The sequence below is a fragment of the Microcoleus sp. K1-B1 genome (assembly GCF_036704705.1).
Taxonomy (GTDB): domain Bacteria; phylum Cyanobacteriota; class Cyanobacteriia; order Cyanobacteriales; family Microcoleaceae; genus Microcoleus.
Genome location: NZ_JAUBSH010000001.1, coordinates 113,095 through 128,245 on the forward strand (window position 1 = coordinate 113,095; position 15,151 = coordinate 128,245).

The 15,151-nt window shown below is 44.5% G+C and carries 13 protein-coding genes; 6 read left to right on the forward strand and 7 right to left on the reverse strand.

Translation table 11 applies throughout. The features are described from left to right. Nucleotides 1–7: 7 nt before the first annotated feature. The 3 genes from trmB to csaB form a co-directional block, all read right to left on the reverse strand. A complete protein-coding gene (trmB, locus tag QUA83_RS00455) occupies nucleotides 8–640 on the reverse strand; it encodes a tRNA (guanosine(46)-N7)-methyltransferase TrmB (RefSeq protein ID WP_333290842.1) in 633 nt (210 codons plus the stop codon). 159 nt (nucleotides 641–799) lie between these two features. Next, entirely contained in the window at nucleotides 800–1,510 is a 711-nt protein-coding gene (locus QUA83_RS00460) for a Uma2 family endonuclease (RefSeq protein WP_333290843.1), read from the reverse strand. A gap of 22 nt (nucleotides 1,511–1,532) precedes the next feature. Further along, entirely contained in the window at nucleotides 1,533–2,570 is a 1,038-nt protein-coding gene (gene csaB / locus QUA83_RS00465) for a polysaccharide pyruvyl transferase CsaB (protein ID WP_333290844.1), read from the reverse strand. Nucleotides 2,571–2,983: 413 nt separating this feature from the next. Here csaB and QUA83_RS00470 point away from each other — a divergent pair, with 413 nt between their 5' ends. The 5 genes from QUA83_RS00470 (at nucleotide 2,984) to QUA83_RS00490 (ending at nucleotide 8,956) form a co-directional block, all read left to right on the forward strand. Further along, nucleotides 2,984–3,298, forward strand: coding sequence for a DUF2499 domain-containing protein (locus QUA83_RS00470; protein WP_333057176.1), 315 nt, complete (start codon nucleotides 2,984–2,986; stop codon nucleotides 3,296–3,298). Between the two features lie 16 nt (nucleotides 3,299–3,314). Next, on the forward strand, nucleotides 3,315–3,734 hold the full coding sequence (locus QUA83_RS00475) for a lysozyme inhibitor LprI family protein (protein WP_333290845.1): 420 nt from the start codon (nucleotides 3,315–3,317) through the stop codon (nucleotides 3,732–3,734). Between the two features lie 189 nt (nucleotides 3,735–3,923). After that, a complete protein-coding gene (locus QUA83_RS00480; protein WP_333290846.1) occupies nucleotides 3,924–6,584 on the forward strand; it encodes a DNA polymerase III subunit alpha in 2,661 nt (886 codons plus the stop codon). 1 nt (nucleotide 6,585) lies between these two features. Beyond that, complete coding sequence (locus QUA83_RS00485; RefSeq protein WP_333290847.1) at nucleotides 6,586–7,365, forward strand: LAGLIDADG family homing endonuclease; 780 nt, start codon at nucleotides 6,586–6,588, stop codon at nucleotides 7,363–7,365. Beyond that, the gene (locus tag QUA83_RS00490) at nucleotides 7,358–8,956 is read left to right on the forward strand and encodes a helix-hairpin-helix domain-containing protein (protein ID WP_333290848.1); all 1,599 of its coding nucleotides are present in this window, start codon (nucleotides 7,358–7,360) and stop codon (nucleotides 8,954–8,956) included. Before QUA83_RS00485 ends, QUA83_RS00490 begins: the two co-directional genes overlap by 8 nt. On the opposite strand, the gene QUA83_RS00495 is transcribed toward QUA83_RS00490, so the two are convergent. The 3 genes from QUA83_RS00495 to QUA83_RS00505 form a co-directional block, all read right to left on the reverse strand. Next, a complete protein-coding gene (locus QUA83_RS00495) occupies nucleotides 8,933–11,020 on the reverse strand; it encodes a protein kinase domain-containing protein (RefSeq protein WP_333290849.1) in 2,088 nt (695 codons plus the stop codon). The genes QUA83_RS00490 and QUA83_RS00495 overlap by 24 nt on opposite strands. Before the next feature lie 325 nt (nucleotides 11,021–11,345). Continuing rightward, nucleotides 11,346–11,684, reverse strand: a complete 339-nt coding sequence (locus QUA83_RS00500) for a DUF3593 domain-containing protein (protein WP_333290850.1) — start codon at nucleotides 11,682–11,684, stop codon at nucleotides 11,346–11,348. 308 nt (nucleotides 11,685–11,992) lie between these two features. Continuing rightward, nucleotides 11,993–12,643, reverse strand: coding sequence for an ATP-binding protein (locus tag QUA83_RS00505; RefSeq protein ID WP_333290851.1), 651 nt, complete (start codon nucleotides 12,641–12,643; stop codon nucleotides 11,993–11,995). A gap of 601 nt (nucleotides 12,644–13,244) precedes the next feature. Between QUA83_RS00505 and QUA83_RS00510 the strand changes: the two genes are divergently transcribed. Further along, nucleotides 13,245–13,988: a pentapeptide repeat-containing protein gene (locus QUA83_RS00510; protein ID WP_333157550.1), complete on the forward strand. Its 744-nt coding sequence runs from the start codon at nucleotides 13,245–13,247 to the stop codon at nucleotides 13,986–13,988. A 104-nt stretch (nucleotides 13,989–14,092) separates the two neighbouring features. Here the strand turns inward: QUA83_RS00510 and QUA83_RS00515 are convergent, their stop codons facing one another. Continuing rightward, complete coding sequence (locus tag QUA83_RS00515) at nucleotides 14,093–15,136, reverse strand: alpha/beta fold hydrolase (RefSeq protein WP_333290852.1); 1,044 nt, start codon at nucleotides 15,134–15,136, stop codon at nucleotides 14,093–14,095. Nucleotides 15,137–15,151 lie beyond the last annotated feature (15 nt).

A 15,151-nucleotide genomic window follows, 5' to 3' on the forward strand; every position in this document is an offset into this window, starting at 1 on the left:
GCAAGCATTATTTTTGATAGAGTGCTCGATAAACTGGTTCACCCCGTTTCAGAGTAGCAATTTCTCTTTCTGTAGCCACAGGCAGGGGATTTTCTGCTAACCATTCGCCGCCATTTTGACGTTTAAAAATCGGGTGAGATGAAAAGCGATCGCACATTTCTCTTTCTACTTCTTCAATATCTGACTGGATAAAAACTTCCCCACCAATTGCCAGATAATTTGCCAATTCGTTGACTAATTCCTGCTGCACCACCCGCCGTTTGTGGTGCTTTTTCTTGAACCACGGATCGGGAAACTGAATGCTAACCCGCTGCAAAATACCTGCGGGTAAAGTTTCTAAAATTGGTTTCAGGGAACTATTCGCATTGCAAAACAAATAGTGCAAATTTGTCAAGCCTTTTTCGTCCCGCCAAAGATTCGCCTCATCTACCAGCGGTTCCCGAATTTCTAATCCGAGAAAGTTCCAGTCTGTTTGGATTTGCGCCATGTGCCACAAAAACCGTCCTCTGCCGCAGCCGATATCTAAATGCAGCGGTAAATTTAAGTCGGCATAGATTTTAGTCCAATCCGGGGGACTTGCAGATGCTTGATATCTAATTGATAGGGGATTGACGTGTTCCCGCACTCTTACTCTTGCCAATTTTGCTGTCTCCTGAATGTAATTTTTCACCGCTGATGAAGGCAGATTAACGTGGATTAACGCAGATAAATATTGATTTTTGCGATGTTGTTCAATACTTTTTAATTAATGAGCAATCTTAAATTGCAGAAGGACAATTTTTAATTGCTCATTATTGCATTAGGCTTCTGGTTCAATGCCTGCTGCTCTTAATTGCGCGGCTAGTCGATCGGCCCGCTGCCTTTCCCTTTCTACCATCTCTGCTCCCCACAATAACATCTGTCCGCTCTCATCCCACCAGCGCAACCAATATCCGGTTCTTTCGGCCTTTGTTCCCTGCCAAACCCCCAAAAATAACCCAACTCCTGCAATCCAATAACGGCTGTTTAAATCTGGTGGTTGTACTTCATACTTTCCTGATGAATCCAACTGGTAGACTTCTAACACTCCGGCGGCTGGCTCAAAAAGTGCATAGACTGGCACTCGCAATACTTGTTCGTAAAAAAACCATTTGCCGGGGGGATAAGTTTGTTTGCTAGAATATTCATCGTTGGGACTAGCTGACAAAAACTCCATGACGATCGCCGGAATTTCCCCTTCTAAGTTGGGAGTGTAACTGCGGCGAATTTCTTGACTGGAAAGCGGCTGGACGTTGCGGGCATAAAACCAATCTGCAGCTTTGATAACTAGCTTGCCGTTTAATGTAGCGCAAATTCCCATGTTTGGGGCAACTAATATTCCTGTTAAAATTAGCCCTGCGATTTCTAAGATTTCCCGCAAGGCGGCTGCTAGCAAGGGTTGGTCGATATTTTCCACTGGTTCCTCCCCTAAGATGAAGTCATCTGGCAATTTTTCCCAGGTAATTTTTAATTCGGCTGTACTGATTGTCATTGTATTTCACCTCTAAATGAGATTACTGGAGTGCAGTTTGCAATACTTCGCGGTGAAAGAGCGATCGCTCTACTATAAATTTTATCCTGTCTGGCGATAAGGCGTCGCCGTTAGCATAGTGTTCGATCCAGGTTTTGCTGATTAAATAAGGATCTTCTGGCAATTCTGATAATAAGTATCCCGGCATTTCTAACTCATCCATCAATTGACTGACTTTGGGATCGTAGCTGAGAGCAAAACAGCGGCATTCTTCGGAGGCTGCCATAATTAAACTGTGGTAGCGCATCCCGATCGCCATTTCGACTCCCCGGAAGACTCCTTTCAATTTTCTCGGATCGTCTAAACTGAGGATGCGGCTTCTTTTGGGCAAGGCTTCGTGCAAATGTTTGGCAATTTCTAAGTCATGAGACGCTTGAAAAGGCAGCAGCAAAATTAAGGTGCGAGTTGCTTTTTGAAAGTCAACTAAAGCTTGAGTTAAGATTGACAAACGGGCGGGAGTTAGTGTAGGATGAGAACGCAAACAAACAGCAACTCTGGGCGCGGGTAAATCCCACAAACCCGACACGGGGGAATTCTCCAAAGCCCACACGGGATCGGGCGCTAAAGTAAAGGGAATTTTCCAATCAGCAAGTAAAGTAGCTGAACCTTTATCTCGCACGCTGACGCCGGTGCATCCAGCAAAACAGCGCTGAGATAGCTTGCGAGTCATTTCGCGCTTCAAAGGCCCAATTCCCTGGGCCCAAGCAACAGTTTTTAAGCCCATCCGCTGCGCTAATCCCATCAAACCCCCATAATATAAAGGGCTCACAATGCTAGTAGCGTCTTGGATTAAACTACCGCCGCCCCAGATTAGGGCGTCGGAGGTGCGGAGTGCTTCGAGAACTTGGAACGCATTCATGCGATCGCGCGCAGCTACCCCGTACCGCTGATTTGTCTCGACAGGATTGCCAGACAGGACGATCGGCGTCACGCCATCTGGTAACATTTGCAGTAGCGATGCCAACAGCGCCTCGTCGCCGCCGTTGCCTTTACCGTAATAGCCGCACAAAATTGCTCGCATTTCTACTCTTTTATTTGTTTGTGATGGGGAATCTAACGATTTTAGATTTTAGATTTTAGATTTTAGATTTTTTTGATATTTGAGATTTGAAATTTGATCCTACTACCAAAAAAATGCTACTGTCAGCAAGCTTCAAGGCTTTACGTCATCAGTCAGCTCAAATCGCAAATCTCATAAAATCTCGAATCGCTAATCTAAAATTGTATGACCAGCCCAAAAACAGGTACAAGCCCCGACTTAAGTCGTGGATGCTCCTAAAATTTTAGACCAAAGCTCAAGCTCCAAGATTCATCTGTGGAGTAAATCTAAAATCTAAAATCTAAAATCTAAAATCGACTGACTCATCATACTTTATATGACTGTTGCGTAAGTCCCGATCGATAAATCTTTCATCTTCGTTCAGAATACAAAAAATGCACGCTTTGTCAATTCCCACCTGGATTATTCACGTCTCTAGCGTCGTCGAGTGGATTGCCGCCATCTGGTTAATTTGGACTTACGGCGAAGTCACTCAAAACCGAGCTTGGTGGGCCCTTTCCGCCGCAATGCTGCCCGCTCTCGTCAGCGCTATGTGTGCCTGTACATGGCACTATTTTGACAACTCTCCCGCCCTAGAATGGATCGTTACCCTGCAAGCGGCGATGACTCTCTTCGGCAATTTTACTTTATGGGCGGCGGCTTGGTGGATTTGGCGATCGGCGCAGCCAGCAGAGAAAATTAAAGATTAAAAAAGGGAGAAACTAAGTGAAAAATAGCACTATTTGGGTAAAATTTGTCGCAAGTTTGCTGTTGTTGACAGCCGGATTTTTGCTTCCCAGCAAAGCCAGCAACATTCCCGTACAAGTCGCCCAACAGCCTAACTGCAAAAGTCCTCAAACCACGCTAGACATGAATATGTGTTCTAGTCAAGAGTTTGAGGCTGCCGACAAAAAGCTCAATCAAGTTTATAAGCAACTGCAAGCAAAAATCAGCAGTAGACAAAAGCAGAGATTGACGGTAGCCCAGCGTACTTGGATCAAATTTCGAGATGAAAATTGTGAGTATGCAAAAGGGCAGTTTGAAGGCGGTAGTTTGGCTGCTTCTACCTACGGTTATTGCAGGGCCAGAGTGACGCAAGAACGGATTAAAGATTTGGAAGGTTATTTGAAACAAGCAAATTTGTAAAAGTTCGATCGCCAGCGAGAATAATTTAGCCATTAAATCCTCAATACCGCGACAACCTCATCTTTTGCACTTCGAGAAGCCCAAGCACAAACCAGCTCAAGAGTGATATAAAGCTTTGTTTTTTATTTTACCCTTTGACACGTCAATGGTGTAAAATCTAAATTCTCAAATCTTATATTTTAAATCCCTATGTCTTTCGTTGGTTTGCACATTCACAGCGATTATAGCTTGCTAGATGGGGCTTCTCAGCTACAACAGCTCGCAGAACGGGCGGTGGAATTGGGGATGCCCGCGATCGCCCTTACAGACCACGGGGTGATGTACGGGGCGATCGAGCTAATCAAAGTTTGCCGAAATAAAAATATCAAGCCGATTATTGGCAATGAAATGTATGTCGTCAACGGCGACATTGAAGTAAAAGTTCGAGGTAGAAGAAAATACCATCAAGTTGTTTTAGCTAAAAATACCCAAGGTTATAAAAACCTCGTCAAACTAACCACAATTTCCCACTTAAAGGGAATGCCAGAAAGAGGTATTTTTGCCCGACCTTGCATCAACAAAGAACTGCTAAAACAATACTCCGAAGGTTTAATTGTCACCAGTGCTTGTTTGGGCGGGGAAGTTCCCCAAATGATTCTGCAAAACAAGCTAGATACTGCCCGTGAAGTAGCAGCGTGGTATAAAGAAGTATTTGGAGAAGATTACTATATAGAAATTCAAGACCACGGTTCCCCGGAAGACCGGATTGTTAATGTTGAAATCGTCAAAATTGCCCGCGAACTCAAAATTAAAATAATTGCCACTAATGATTCTCACTATATTTCCTGCAACGACGTAGAAGCCCACGATGCTTTGCTGTGCATTAACACCAACAAACTGATTGAAGAAGACAAGCGGATGCGCTACAGCGGCACTGAATATCTTAAGTCCGCAGAGGAGATGGCGCAACTGTTTCGAGATCATTTGGATGATGAAACAATCAAAGAGGCGATCGAAACCACCCTAGATGTCGCAAATAAAGTATCGAGATACGAACTCACAGGAGAAGCTCGAATTCCCACAATTCCAATTCCCCCAGAACATACAGCCGATACTTATGTAGAAGAAATATCCTGGCTGGGACTGTTAGAACGCCTCAAAGCCCGCACCAGAAATGAAATTCCTCCAGTCTACAAACAAAGACTAGAATACGAACTGAAAATGCTTCAGCAGATGGGCTTTTCGGAATACTTTTTAGTAGTTTGGGACTACATAAAATATGCTAGAGACAACGATATTCCAGTAGGGCCAGGACGCGGTTCTGCCGCAGGTTCTCTAGTTGCCTACGTCCTCAAAATCACCAATATCGACCCCGTACACCACGGATTACTATTCGAGCGCTTTCTCAATCCCGAACGGAAATCTATGCCAGATATTGATAGCGATTTCTGCATAGAAAGGCGGGACGACATGATTAAATACGTTACTGAAAAATATGGTAGCGAGCGCGTAGCGCAAATTATTACTTTCAACAGAATGACATCCAAAGCTGTATTGAAAGATGTTGCCAGGGTGTTAGGTATTCCCTACAAGAAAGCAGACGAAATGGCAAAATTAATTCCAGTGTCCAGGGGTAAACCGGAAAAACTTAAAGTGATGATTTCCAATGAAACACCTGCACAGGAATTTAAAGACAACTATGAAAATACAATTTGCATAAATGCAGAAACTGGTACAGAAGTCCCCGTTCGTCAGTGGATTGACATGGCAATTCGCATTGAAGGAACCAACAAAACCTATGGTGTTCACGCAGCAGGTGTGGTAATTTCTTCAGAGCCGTTGGATGAACTTGTACCGCTGCAAAAGAATAATGAGGGGGCTGTGATTACCCAATATTTCATGGAAGATTTGGAATTTTTGGGGCTGCTGAAAATGGACTTTTTGGGATTGAAAAATTTAACAACGCTCCAGAAAACTGTTGATTATATTAAGCAAACCCAAAATCTAATTGTTGATCCAGAAATGCTACCTTCTGATATTGAGCGCAGAGCTCAAGAGACTTTTGGCCGAATCAAAAAGTTACCCGATGATGTAGATAAAACCTATAGACTTTTAGAAAGAGGAGATTTAGAAGGTATTTTTCAGTTAGAATCATCTGGAATGCTGGATGTAGTGAAAAAACTCAAACCTTCCTGTCTGGATGATATTTCTTCTATTTTGGCACTTTACCGACCTGGGCCGCTGGATGCAGGTTTGATTCCTCAGTTTATTGACTGCAAACACGGTAAAACAGTTGAATACGATCATCCGCTATTAGAGCCGATTTTAAAAGAGACTTACGGAACGCTTTGCTTTCAAGAGCAAATTATGCGGATGGCTCAAGATTTGGCGGGCTATTCTTTGGGGCAAGCTGACTTGCTGCGGCGCGCAATGGGCAAGAAGAAAGCTGATGAAATGCAGAAGCAAAAAGAAACGTTTATCGATGGGGCAACTAAGAATGGAGTAAGTCAAAGAATTGCTGAAAAGTTGTTCGCACAGATGCTACAATTCGCGGAATACTGCTTGAGCTATGACACGAAGATATTGACAGTGGAATATGGGCCGATGGCTATTGGCAAAATTGTTGAGGAAAAAATTGAATGTACTGTTTATAGTGTTGATAGCAACGGTTATATTTATACACAGTCAATTGCACAGTGGCATCGCCGGGGGCAGCAGGAGGTCTTTGAGTATTGCCTGGAAGATGGCTCGATAATTCGCGCCACAAAAGATCACAAGTTTATGACTGTTGGGGGTCAAATGCTGCCCATTGACGAAATCTTTGAACAAGGATTAGACTTAAAACAAATCAACTCTAGCTCAGATATATAAAATGTATCTCGACTATAGGCAGCTAAAATCGGAACACAAGGAACAAATCATTTCTGCTTTTAATCAGGGCATGGAGTGTCGAGACATTCCTAACTACCTTGGTGTGAGCGAAAGAGCAGTTTCAAGGGTTTTAAAAGAAGCCGACATTAATACTAAGCGGCGAAACCGCTATACTTTAAATGAGAGCTATTTTGATGTAATTGACTCTCAAGCTAAAGCTTATTTATTAGGATTGATAGCTGCTGATGGCTGCGTTACTCAAACTAATTATGTAGCTTTTGAATCTATTGACAAAGAACTTACAGAAATGCTCAGCATAGAGCTACAATACTCTGGTGAAATTAGAGTTATTCAGCCTCAAAATTATGCTCCTCACTACCGAATAAATTTTTCTTCTGAAAAGCTGGCAAGCTCTTTACAGGGCTACGGCATCATAACAGGAAGAACTTTTTCGGAAGTTACCTATTTCCCTAACTTAAAATATTTAGGGTCTTATGTGTTAGGCTATTTTGACGGTGACGGTTGTGCTTATGCAAACAAAGGTAGAAGTGGCGGTTTAGTCTGCATTGTTGGTTCCTTTGAATTTGCCCGCGAACTAGCAATGCACCTAGGGATGGGTTCTGTACAAGAGCATCAATTAAAAAAAGTTTATTATTGGAGAATCTTTAGTCGAAAAAATATACAAGCATTCTATGATTGTGTGTATCAATATCCCCGCTTGGGATTGCAACGAAAGAAAACTAAAATAGAGGCTATTCTCAGGAGTTACAAACATGGTTAAAATTATTAGTCGAAAATCCCTAGGAACTCAAGAAGTCTATGACATAGGCGTTGAACGAGAACATAACTTTATCCTAGAAAATAGTTTGGTGGCATCTAACTGCTTTAATAAATCCCATTCAATGGCCTATGCCTATATCACGTATCAAACGGCATATTTAAAGGCGAATTATCCTGTAGAATACATGGCTGCACTGCTGACTGCTAACAGGGGCGATCAGGATAAAGTACAGAAATATGTGGCCAATTGTCTCAAGCTGGGTATTGAGGTTGAGCCGCCGGATATTAATAGCTCTGAACTTACTTTTACACCGCTGCCTAAACAGATGACTGGCTCTGCAAAAGATAAAATTTTGTTTGGGATTTCTGCTGTTAAAAATGTGGGAGAAGCGGCAATTGAAAATATTTTGGCGGCGCGGCAGGAAGGGGGTAAGTTTAAATCGTTGGCTGATTTGTGCGATCGCGTAAATCTCCATTCTGTCAACCGCCGCGCTCTAGAAGCATTAATTCAATGCGGTGCTTTTGATAAAATTGAAAAAAACCGCAATCAATTAGTACACGACCTCGAAGGGGTGATTAAATGGGCGCAAGAGCGCAAAAGAGACCGAGAAAGCGGCCAAGGCAATCTTTTTGACTTGTTAGGTGGGAATAGTTTTGGCAAGTCAGTCAATACCTATGAGTCTGCGCCTAAATCTAAATTAATAAAAGATTATGACAACCAAGAAAAATTGCGTTTAGAAAAAGAACTGCTGGGCTTTTATGTGTCAGAACATCCCCTAAAGTTTCTCATGCAAGTAAACCCAGACCCCGATGTTGTGACTCTCGAACAGTTAGCAGATAAAAAGGGGAAAGTATCAGTTATTGTCATGCTGAGCGCTATCAAAATGGTAGTGACAAAAAAAGGCGATGCGATGGCAATTTTGCAATTAGAAGATTTGACACATCAAATAAAAGCGGTTGTGTTCCCCAAGGCTTACGAACAAGTGAAACCTTACATTGTAGAGAATGCCATCTTACTGATTAGTGGAAAAATCGAGAAAGATGGCGAGGAAATTCAGATAATTGTAGACACTGCAAAGCCGGTGGAAACAGTACAGGTTGAAGAGGAAATTGAGAAGGCGGAACCGGCAATAAATAACCATTGGCCGGCGGAACCAGTCAACGTTGTACCATCGACAAAACCTGTGGAAGTTTTAGAAATGGTGATTGTCAAGCTGACACCGCAGCAAGTACAAGACGGGAAAAAACTCAATTCCCTCAAAGCTATTTTGCAAGAACTTTCCAATCGGGGAGAAGGTGCTAGCGTTTCTGTGGGGGGAATTGTTGTCGGTGAATATTCCTGTCAACCGCTTCGCATTAGCCCTCAATTGTGGGTGCAAGATGGCGAGGGAACTGTTAGCCGGCTCAAGTCGGCTGGATTTGATGCTTGGGTTTTTCCTCTCAACAATCGCCCAGATGCTGCGGTATTTCGAGAAATGCGATCGCAACTTAATGTACATTCTTGGGCCAGTCGTTTACTTGACACTGACACCGATCGCCTTCACAAGTATGTCACTTATCTCGCCCAACTAAACAGACGCCCGCCAAACTAACACTTCGCCACCAGCCCCACCGGTGACTAAAGTTTGACCGTCAGGACTAAAAGCCACCGGATTGCACCCAGCAAGAGAGCACAAACATTCTCCTGTTTCCAGGTTCCAAATTTTAACCGTACCATCTCGACTGCCGCTAGCCATAGTTTCGCGATCGGGACTAATCGCCACCGAAATCACCGCATCAGAATGCCCTCTCAAAGTATTAATCAATTCCCCTGTATCGGCATTCCACAATTTAACAGTAGCGTCGGCACTTCCACTGACAATCATCTTGCCGTCTTGACTAAATGCGATCGCATAAACCCAATCTGAATGACCGACAAAAGTCCGTACACTCTCCCCAATACCTACAAGCCACATCTTTATAGTTTTGTCAGCACTGCCGCTGGCAAGCATCATACTTTGAGGCCGAAAACTAACAGATAAAACCTTGTCAGAATGTCCCGAAAGTTTTTGAACCAATTCTCCGTTGCGCTGGTTCCACAATTTAATACTCTTGTCGCCGCTGGCACTCGCGATCGCTCCAGAGTCGCAACTAAAAGCCACCGAGTACACGGGGCCGTAGCGGTGACTGTACGGCGAACCAAAATCGCTGTAAAATTCGCGAATCATCGCCTTTTTATCCAGCTTCCACTCAATGACTTTTCTGTCAAAACTGCCGCTAACCATCATTCTCCCGTCTGGGCTGATTGCCACAGCATCAACCGTTGCGGAATGGCCGAAAAAAGTATGGATGAAGTCACCTGTTTGCAGGTTCCACAGCTTAATTGTTTTATCGTCGCTGGCGCTAGCGAGAATATTACCTTGAGGATTAATAACCACAGCATTAACCGGGGCTGAATGACCGTGGAGAATGCGATCGCGCCGCCAGCTATTAGACGACAATAATGTCGGATTGCCAGCGGCTGGCGCAACATGAATCTTCTGGGGCGCCGCGGCCGAGACGGCGGTTGCTGTATGGGGCTGCGAGTTAGTTACTGGCGAATTAATAGCTATTTTTGTTGGCGAATTATAACTAATTTGAGAGCGGGGATATTGCCCAACATTTACCAAGTCTTGCAACACTTCAGCAGCGGATTGATATCGCTCTCTTACCGAATCTTTGAGCAATTTGTTCAAAATAGTGGCTAATTTTTGGCTGACTTTTATGCCTTTTTGCGCCAAGTGCGATCGCCAAATCCATTTGCATTCCAAAGCATCGAACAAATCCTTCAATACCGCCCCAGTTAGCAGGTGAATGCAGGTGACACCCAAACTGTAAAGGTCGCTCGCCGGATACGCCTTGCCACTGCGAATTTGTTCTATGGGCGCATAGCCAGCAGTTCCAGTTATCGTCCCAGTTTGCGCCTCAGAAAAGCCGGTAATGTGCTTAGCAACTCCAAAATCAACGAGCACAAACTGACCCCCCCTGGCCTTCCCCTGTACAGCAGGAGATTCAGCGACAATTATCCCTTTCATACCACCAGAAGATTGAGGTAAAGATGCCCCTCCTTTTCCTTTACCAGGAGTCGAGGTGCCATATCCCGCCGCCCACAAGGTTTGGGGAGTTCTTCGCAGAATATTTTCCGGCTTAATATCCCGATGAATCACCTGCTGCTCGTGAACAAATTGCAAAACAGGCAACAAATTGATCAACAATTCCCAAATCTGTTCCTCGCTAAAAGCTCCCCGCTGCTGCAACTCCTGAAACAAATTATTTCCATCAATTAACTCTTCCACAAGATACAGACGTTTGGCTTGTTCAAAAGAAGCCAGCAAACTTGGAATCTGCGGGTGTTCTCCGAGTTCGTGCAGTCGGTGAGCTTCTTGTTTGAACAGTGCAGTTGCCTTTTCTAATTCGGCCTTTTCTTGAACTTGGGGGAAAAATTGTTTGATGGCGCAGGGAGTTTTCAACCTATCTTCATCGACAGCTAAAAAAGTTCTGCCAAATGTTCCTTCACCGATAGGTTGAATGGCGCGGTAACGCTCTTTCAGTAGCAATTTAGAGCCGCACGCCAGACAAAAATTGGTTGAGTCAGCATTCTGCGGCTTTTGGCAATGGGGATTGAGGCAATAGCTCATCTTTTTTCCGGCCTGGAGATTCCCACCACAGCTAAACTTAGCAACATGGTAGTCTGTTTCCACTCACGCCCAGAGCACCATTCTCGATAATACCTGAGAAACTCGCTTTCTTAACCCAAAATCTCGGCTCTCAGGTTGAGCCCATGGCAAGAAACCAAGGTGAGGACACTAGAAGTGCTAGATGTGAGTTTCCATATATTGTAATGCTTTCCTAAAATTTTGCAGGTTTGCGGCTCACAAACTGGTATGTCAACATTTAACTGTTAACTACGGCTATTCTGGAGCATTTCTGCCGAGAGTAAATACCAAACTGAGATGATCCCGGCTATTCTCCCCCGTCTAAAAGACACTCTTGCTCCTCGCCGCCATTCTGTGAGGATTCTTTGGCTTTAATCACGGCTTCTCTAAACCCTAAAACTAATAAAATATTGGCAAGTGTTAAGAATAGTTCCGCAGAACCGTGCAGCCAATCGACATTTGCTAGTGACTCGTTGTAGGCAACTTTTGCGTAAATTGCGGCGGGAATCGTCACAGCTACAAAAACGAGAGTCCCGTAAAATCCCATCAGAGCTAAACGAGGTGTTTTTCCCGATCGAGTCAAAAACCAGAGAAATCCCAAGTAGGGAAATAGAGACAGAACAAATAAAGTTTCTTTGGAAATCATTAGTAATTGGTGAGCGACCAGATACTATGATAAATTAAAAGCTCAAAAATTAGTGTGAATAATTTTTAACTTTTAATGTTGAGTTTTTAATATTTAATTACAATATTTAATTAGACAGATGCACCCCTTTCTATCGAACTGCTATAGAATCACCCAAGACCATAGCTCTTAACCCAAGCCGCAGCAGGTGGGCAGTATTCAAAACCCCTCACCCACGCGGAGACAAAACCCGTAACTTTTCCCCTAACACCGTTTTTAGAATAACACATTTTTCACCGTGCCAGTGTGTTAATTCCATCACCCCAAAGCTACCCAGCAATTAGAAATAGAGACGGTTCCAAAGTTTTCTGTCTGCTAGGCATCAAGTAAGCATCGTTCAAAACCTCTAAATCTAAGCAGTTATTTCTATCTGCTGCCCTAATTTCCTTGAGCTTAGCATCAAAATCAAAACACGGGCCACAATCCCAAACTTTGAGTTCCAACCGTCCGTTAAACACCATAATTTCCAGTTTAATAGGAGTTTCTACTGGCAAATTATTGTGAGCGTGGCGAACTGCATTACTGAAACCTTCAGCTAACGCCAACTGAAACTTACACCAAACCTCATTGGGGAGCGATAAATCTTTCAACTGCTCAAACCACAACAAAACTTGAGTTAAAGCATTGACATCTGTGTTGACTTGCAGGCTAATATGTTGAACACAAGTTTCATGCAGTTCTTCTTCCTGCTCTGTTTCAGTCTGCCAATCCCAGGTGTTTAATAAATTCATTAACCCATCTAAAACGCTAGCTTTTTTTATATTTTGGGAGCGATTGCAACCTTCTACTTCGTAACTTTTGCTCAGCCACAAACAATTTTGATTGTCGAGAGTCCGGGTGTAACTGAGATCGTCTGCAATCTGCCACATGAGTTTGATCCCCCTCCCGCCTTCTGCAAGTTGATCTATGCTGTTCGACATCTATTTTCCTCGTCTGAAAGTATTAGCTATACCCAATTTTCCCACCCGCCGAGACATTTGGTATTTTTTTTATACTTGCTTGCTCGGTATTATTTCGGGGATCACACAAAAATGCTATCTTTTTTAGAGAAGGCAGCGCATCAGCAATATGTCTTAAGAGTCTAAGCCAATTGGCTTATTTACCGATCGCCTGTACGGAGAACGATCGCCCTCGGCAGCAAAATCCAACTGCATCGATTACGAATACTTATCCGTTGTCGGAGTCGGCCACTTGCCGCAGCCATCGCCAGAATCCCTCGCATTTAGAGCCTCCGGCAGTTCGCCGTTCGCTGCCAGGGAGCCTTGATGTGCGGGCTTTCATCCCCAGCGCGTAAGTAATATGCGTGAGCGCGATGGCTACGCCCCGGCTTACGCCTACGAACCTTACACCGTTGAGTCGCGTCCATCCACTAGACTAGGACTTACGCAAACAACCCCGTTTCGCTCAGAATATTGGGTTGGGCAGCGAAGAATTAACAAGGAAACCGGGTTTTTGGCCCCCCCCACGTAAGTCCACCAGACAAATCGGTGATGCAAGGCAGTTACAGAACTTACCCATACTATGACCAAAATCCAACTGAAAATTCTGACTGCAGCGATAATGCTACTCCCATTTTGCGCCGCACTTCCCTTACAAGCTCAAAATCTGTCTCTAGTCAAGCGGCTGCTAGAAACCAGAGGATGTCCCGGATGCGACTTATTTGGCGCTTCCTTGAGCCGTGCAGATTTGTTTGGCGCTTCCTTGAGCCGCGCCACTCTCAACAGGGCCGACTTAGTTGATGCCGACTTGACTGCGGCTGACTTAATGGAAGCTAATTTAAACAACGCCAACATGAGAAACGCCTTTTTGGCTGACGCCGACCTCAGCAAAGCTGACATGAGCAGGGCAGACATCAGGGGAGCCAACTTAGAAAATGCCAACCTCAGCGAGAGTTTTCTGCGAGACGCATCGCTCCAGTTGGCTAATTTAAAATGCAGTAATTTGAGCGCCGCTAAACTAAGTAGAACCGACCTGAGAAATGCCGATTTAAGCGGTGCAAATCTCAGGGGTGCCGACCTCCAAGAAGCCGATTTAAGCGGTGCAAATCTTAGCGGTGCCGACCTACGATCTGCCGACTTGAGGGATGCGAGATTGAACAAAACTAATCTTACAGATGCCAATCTCTGCGGCGCCAGGATGCCGGATCGAAAAACATCTCGGCGAGGCTGCGAAGTTAAGAAAGAACAAGCTATAAGCGCGAACAATTACTGTAATTACTGCTATGCCTTAAATGACTGGTGGCTGAATGTATTAAGGTTATACTAAGCGGTATCATCGGGATAACTGCTCCGCTTTAGATATCTACTGTTAGAAGGGCGAGCAGGCGGTACAGATATCAAACTTAACCTGTTACCGCCAATAGCTTTTATCTACTGTGAAGAACCTAAAAATTGGCTCAGTATTTGCAGATATTCTGCGCCCCCGATATGTGCCACATTAGTGTGACCTCCGTCAGGAACTATGTACAACTGTTTGGGTTCAGGTGCTGCATCAAACAGTTTTTTGGTCATTTCCACTGGAACTACATTGTCAGCAGCCCCGTGAATAAACAGCACAGGCATTTGCAGGCGATCGACTTTTGAAAGAGAATCAAACCGCTGTGTCAGCAAAACATCGATCGGAAACATCCAAAACAGCCCTTTTTGGAAATTCACCATCGCCCGCGTGGAAGTAAAAGAGCCTTCTACGATTACCCCTGCTGCCTCCGGGTGACGCACGGCTAGATCGATCGCGATCGCCCCTCCCAAAGAATGACCGTAGATATAAATTTGATTCGGGTTAATCCCCCGCTGTTTCACCAAATAATCCCAAGCAAGTTGAGCATCCTCATAAACCTGAGATTCACTCGGAAAATCGCCCTGGCTTTTTCCATAACCACGATAATCCATCACAAATACCGACAAACCTAACCCATGAAATCGATAAGCGTGTTCGACATTTGATCCCACATTTGAAGCATTGCCGTGCAGGTACAAAACTACCCCCCCTAACCCCCCCTTGTTAAGGGGGGGAACCGGAGCGACTGCCGGTCTCTCACTTTGCGGGGACGTTCCGACTCCTCTAGCTCCCCCCCTTGGCAAGGGGGGGCTGGGGGGGGTATCCGAGTCTCCGGTGTTAACAGTGTTAACAGAGGGAACAGCCTCCCCCTTTCTTGCTCCCCCCCTTAGCAAGGGGGGGCTGGGGGGATTTTCCGAGGCAGGAATCCACCACCCGTGCACGCTGTCCACCGCGCCTGTTTTAGTTGAAATTGGCAACCAAACATCTTGATAGTTCAACTGAAAAGCATCTGGCGTAGTTTCGATCGCCCGCGCAGGAAAAAAGATAAACTTACCTTGCGCTACAAATAGGAATACACAAGCAGCAGAATAAGCAACGGCCAAAACTATCCCAAAAGCTATTAGCGATTTAGACAAAAGGAATACTAGCAA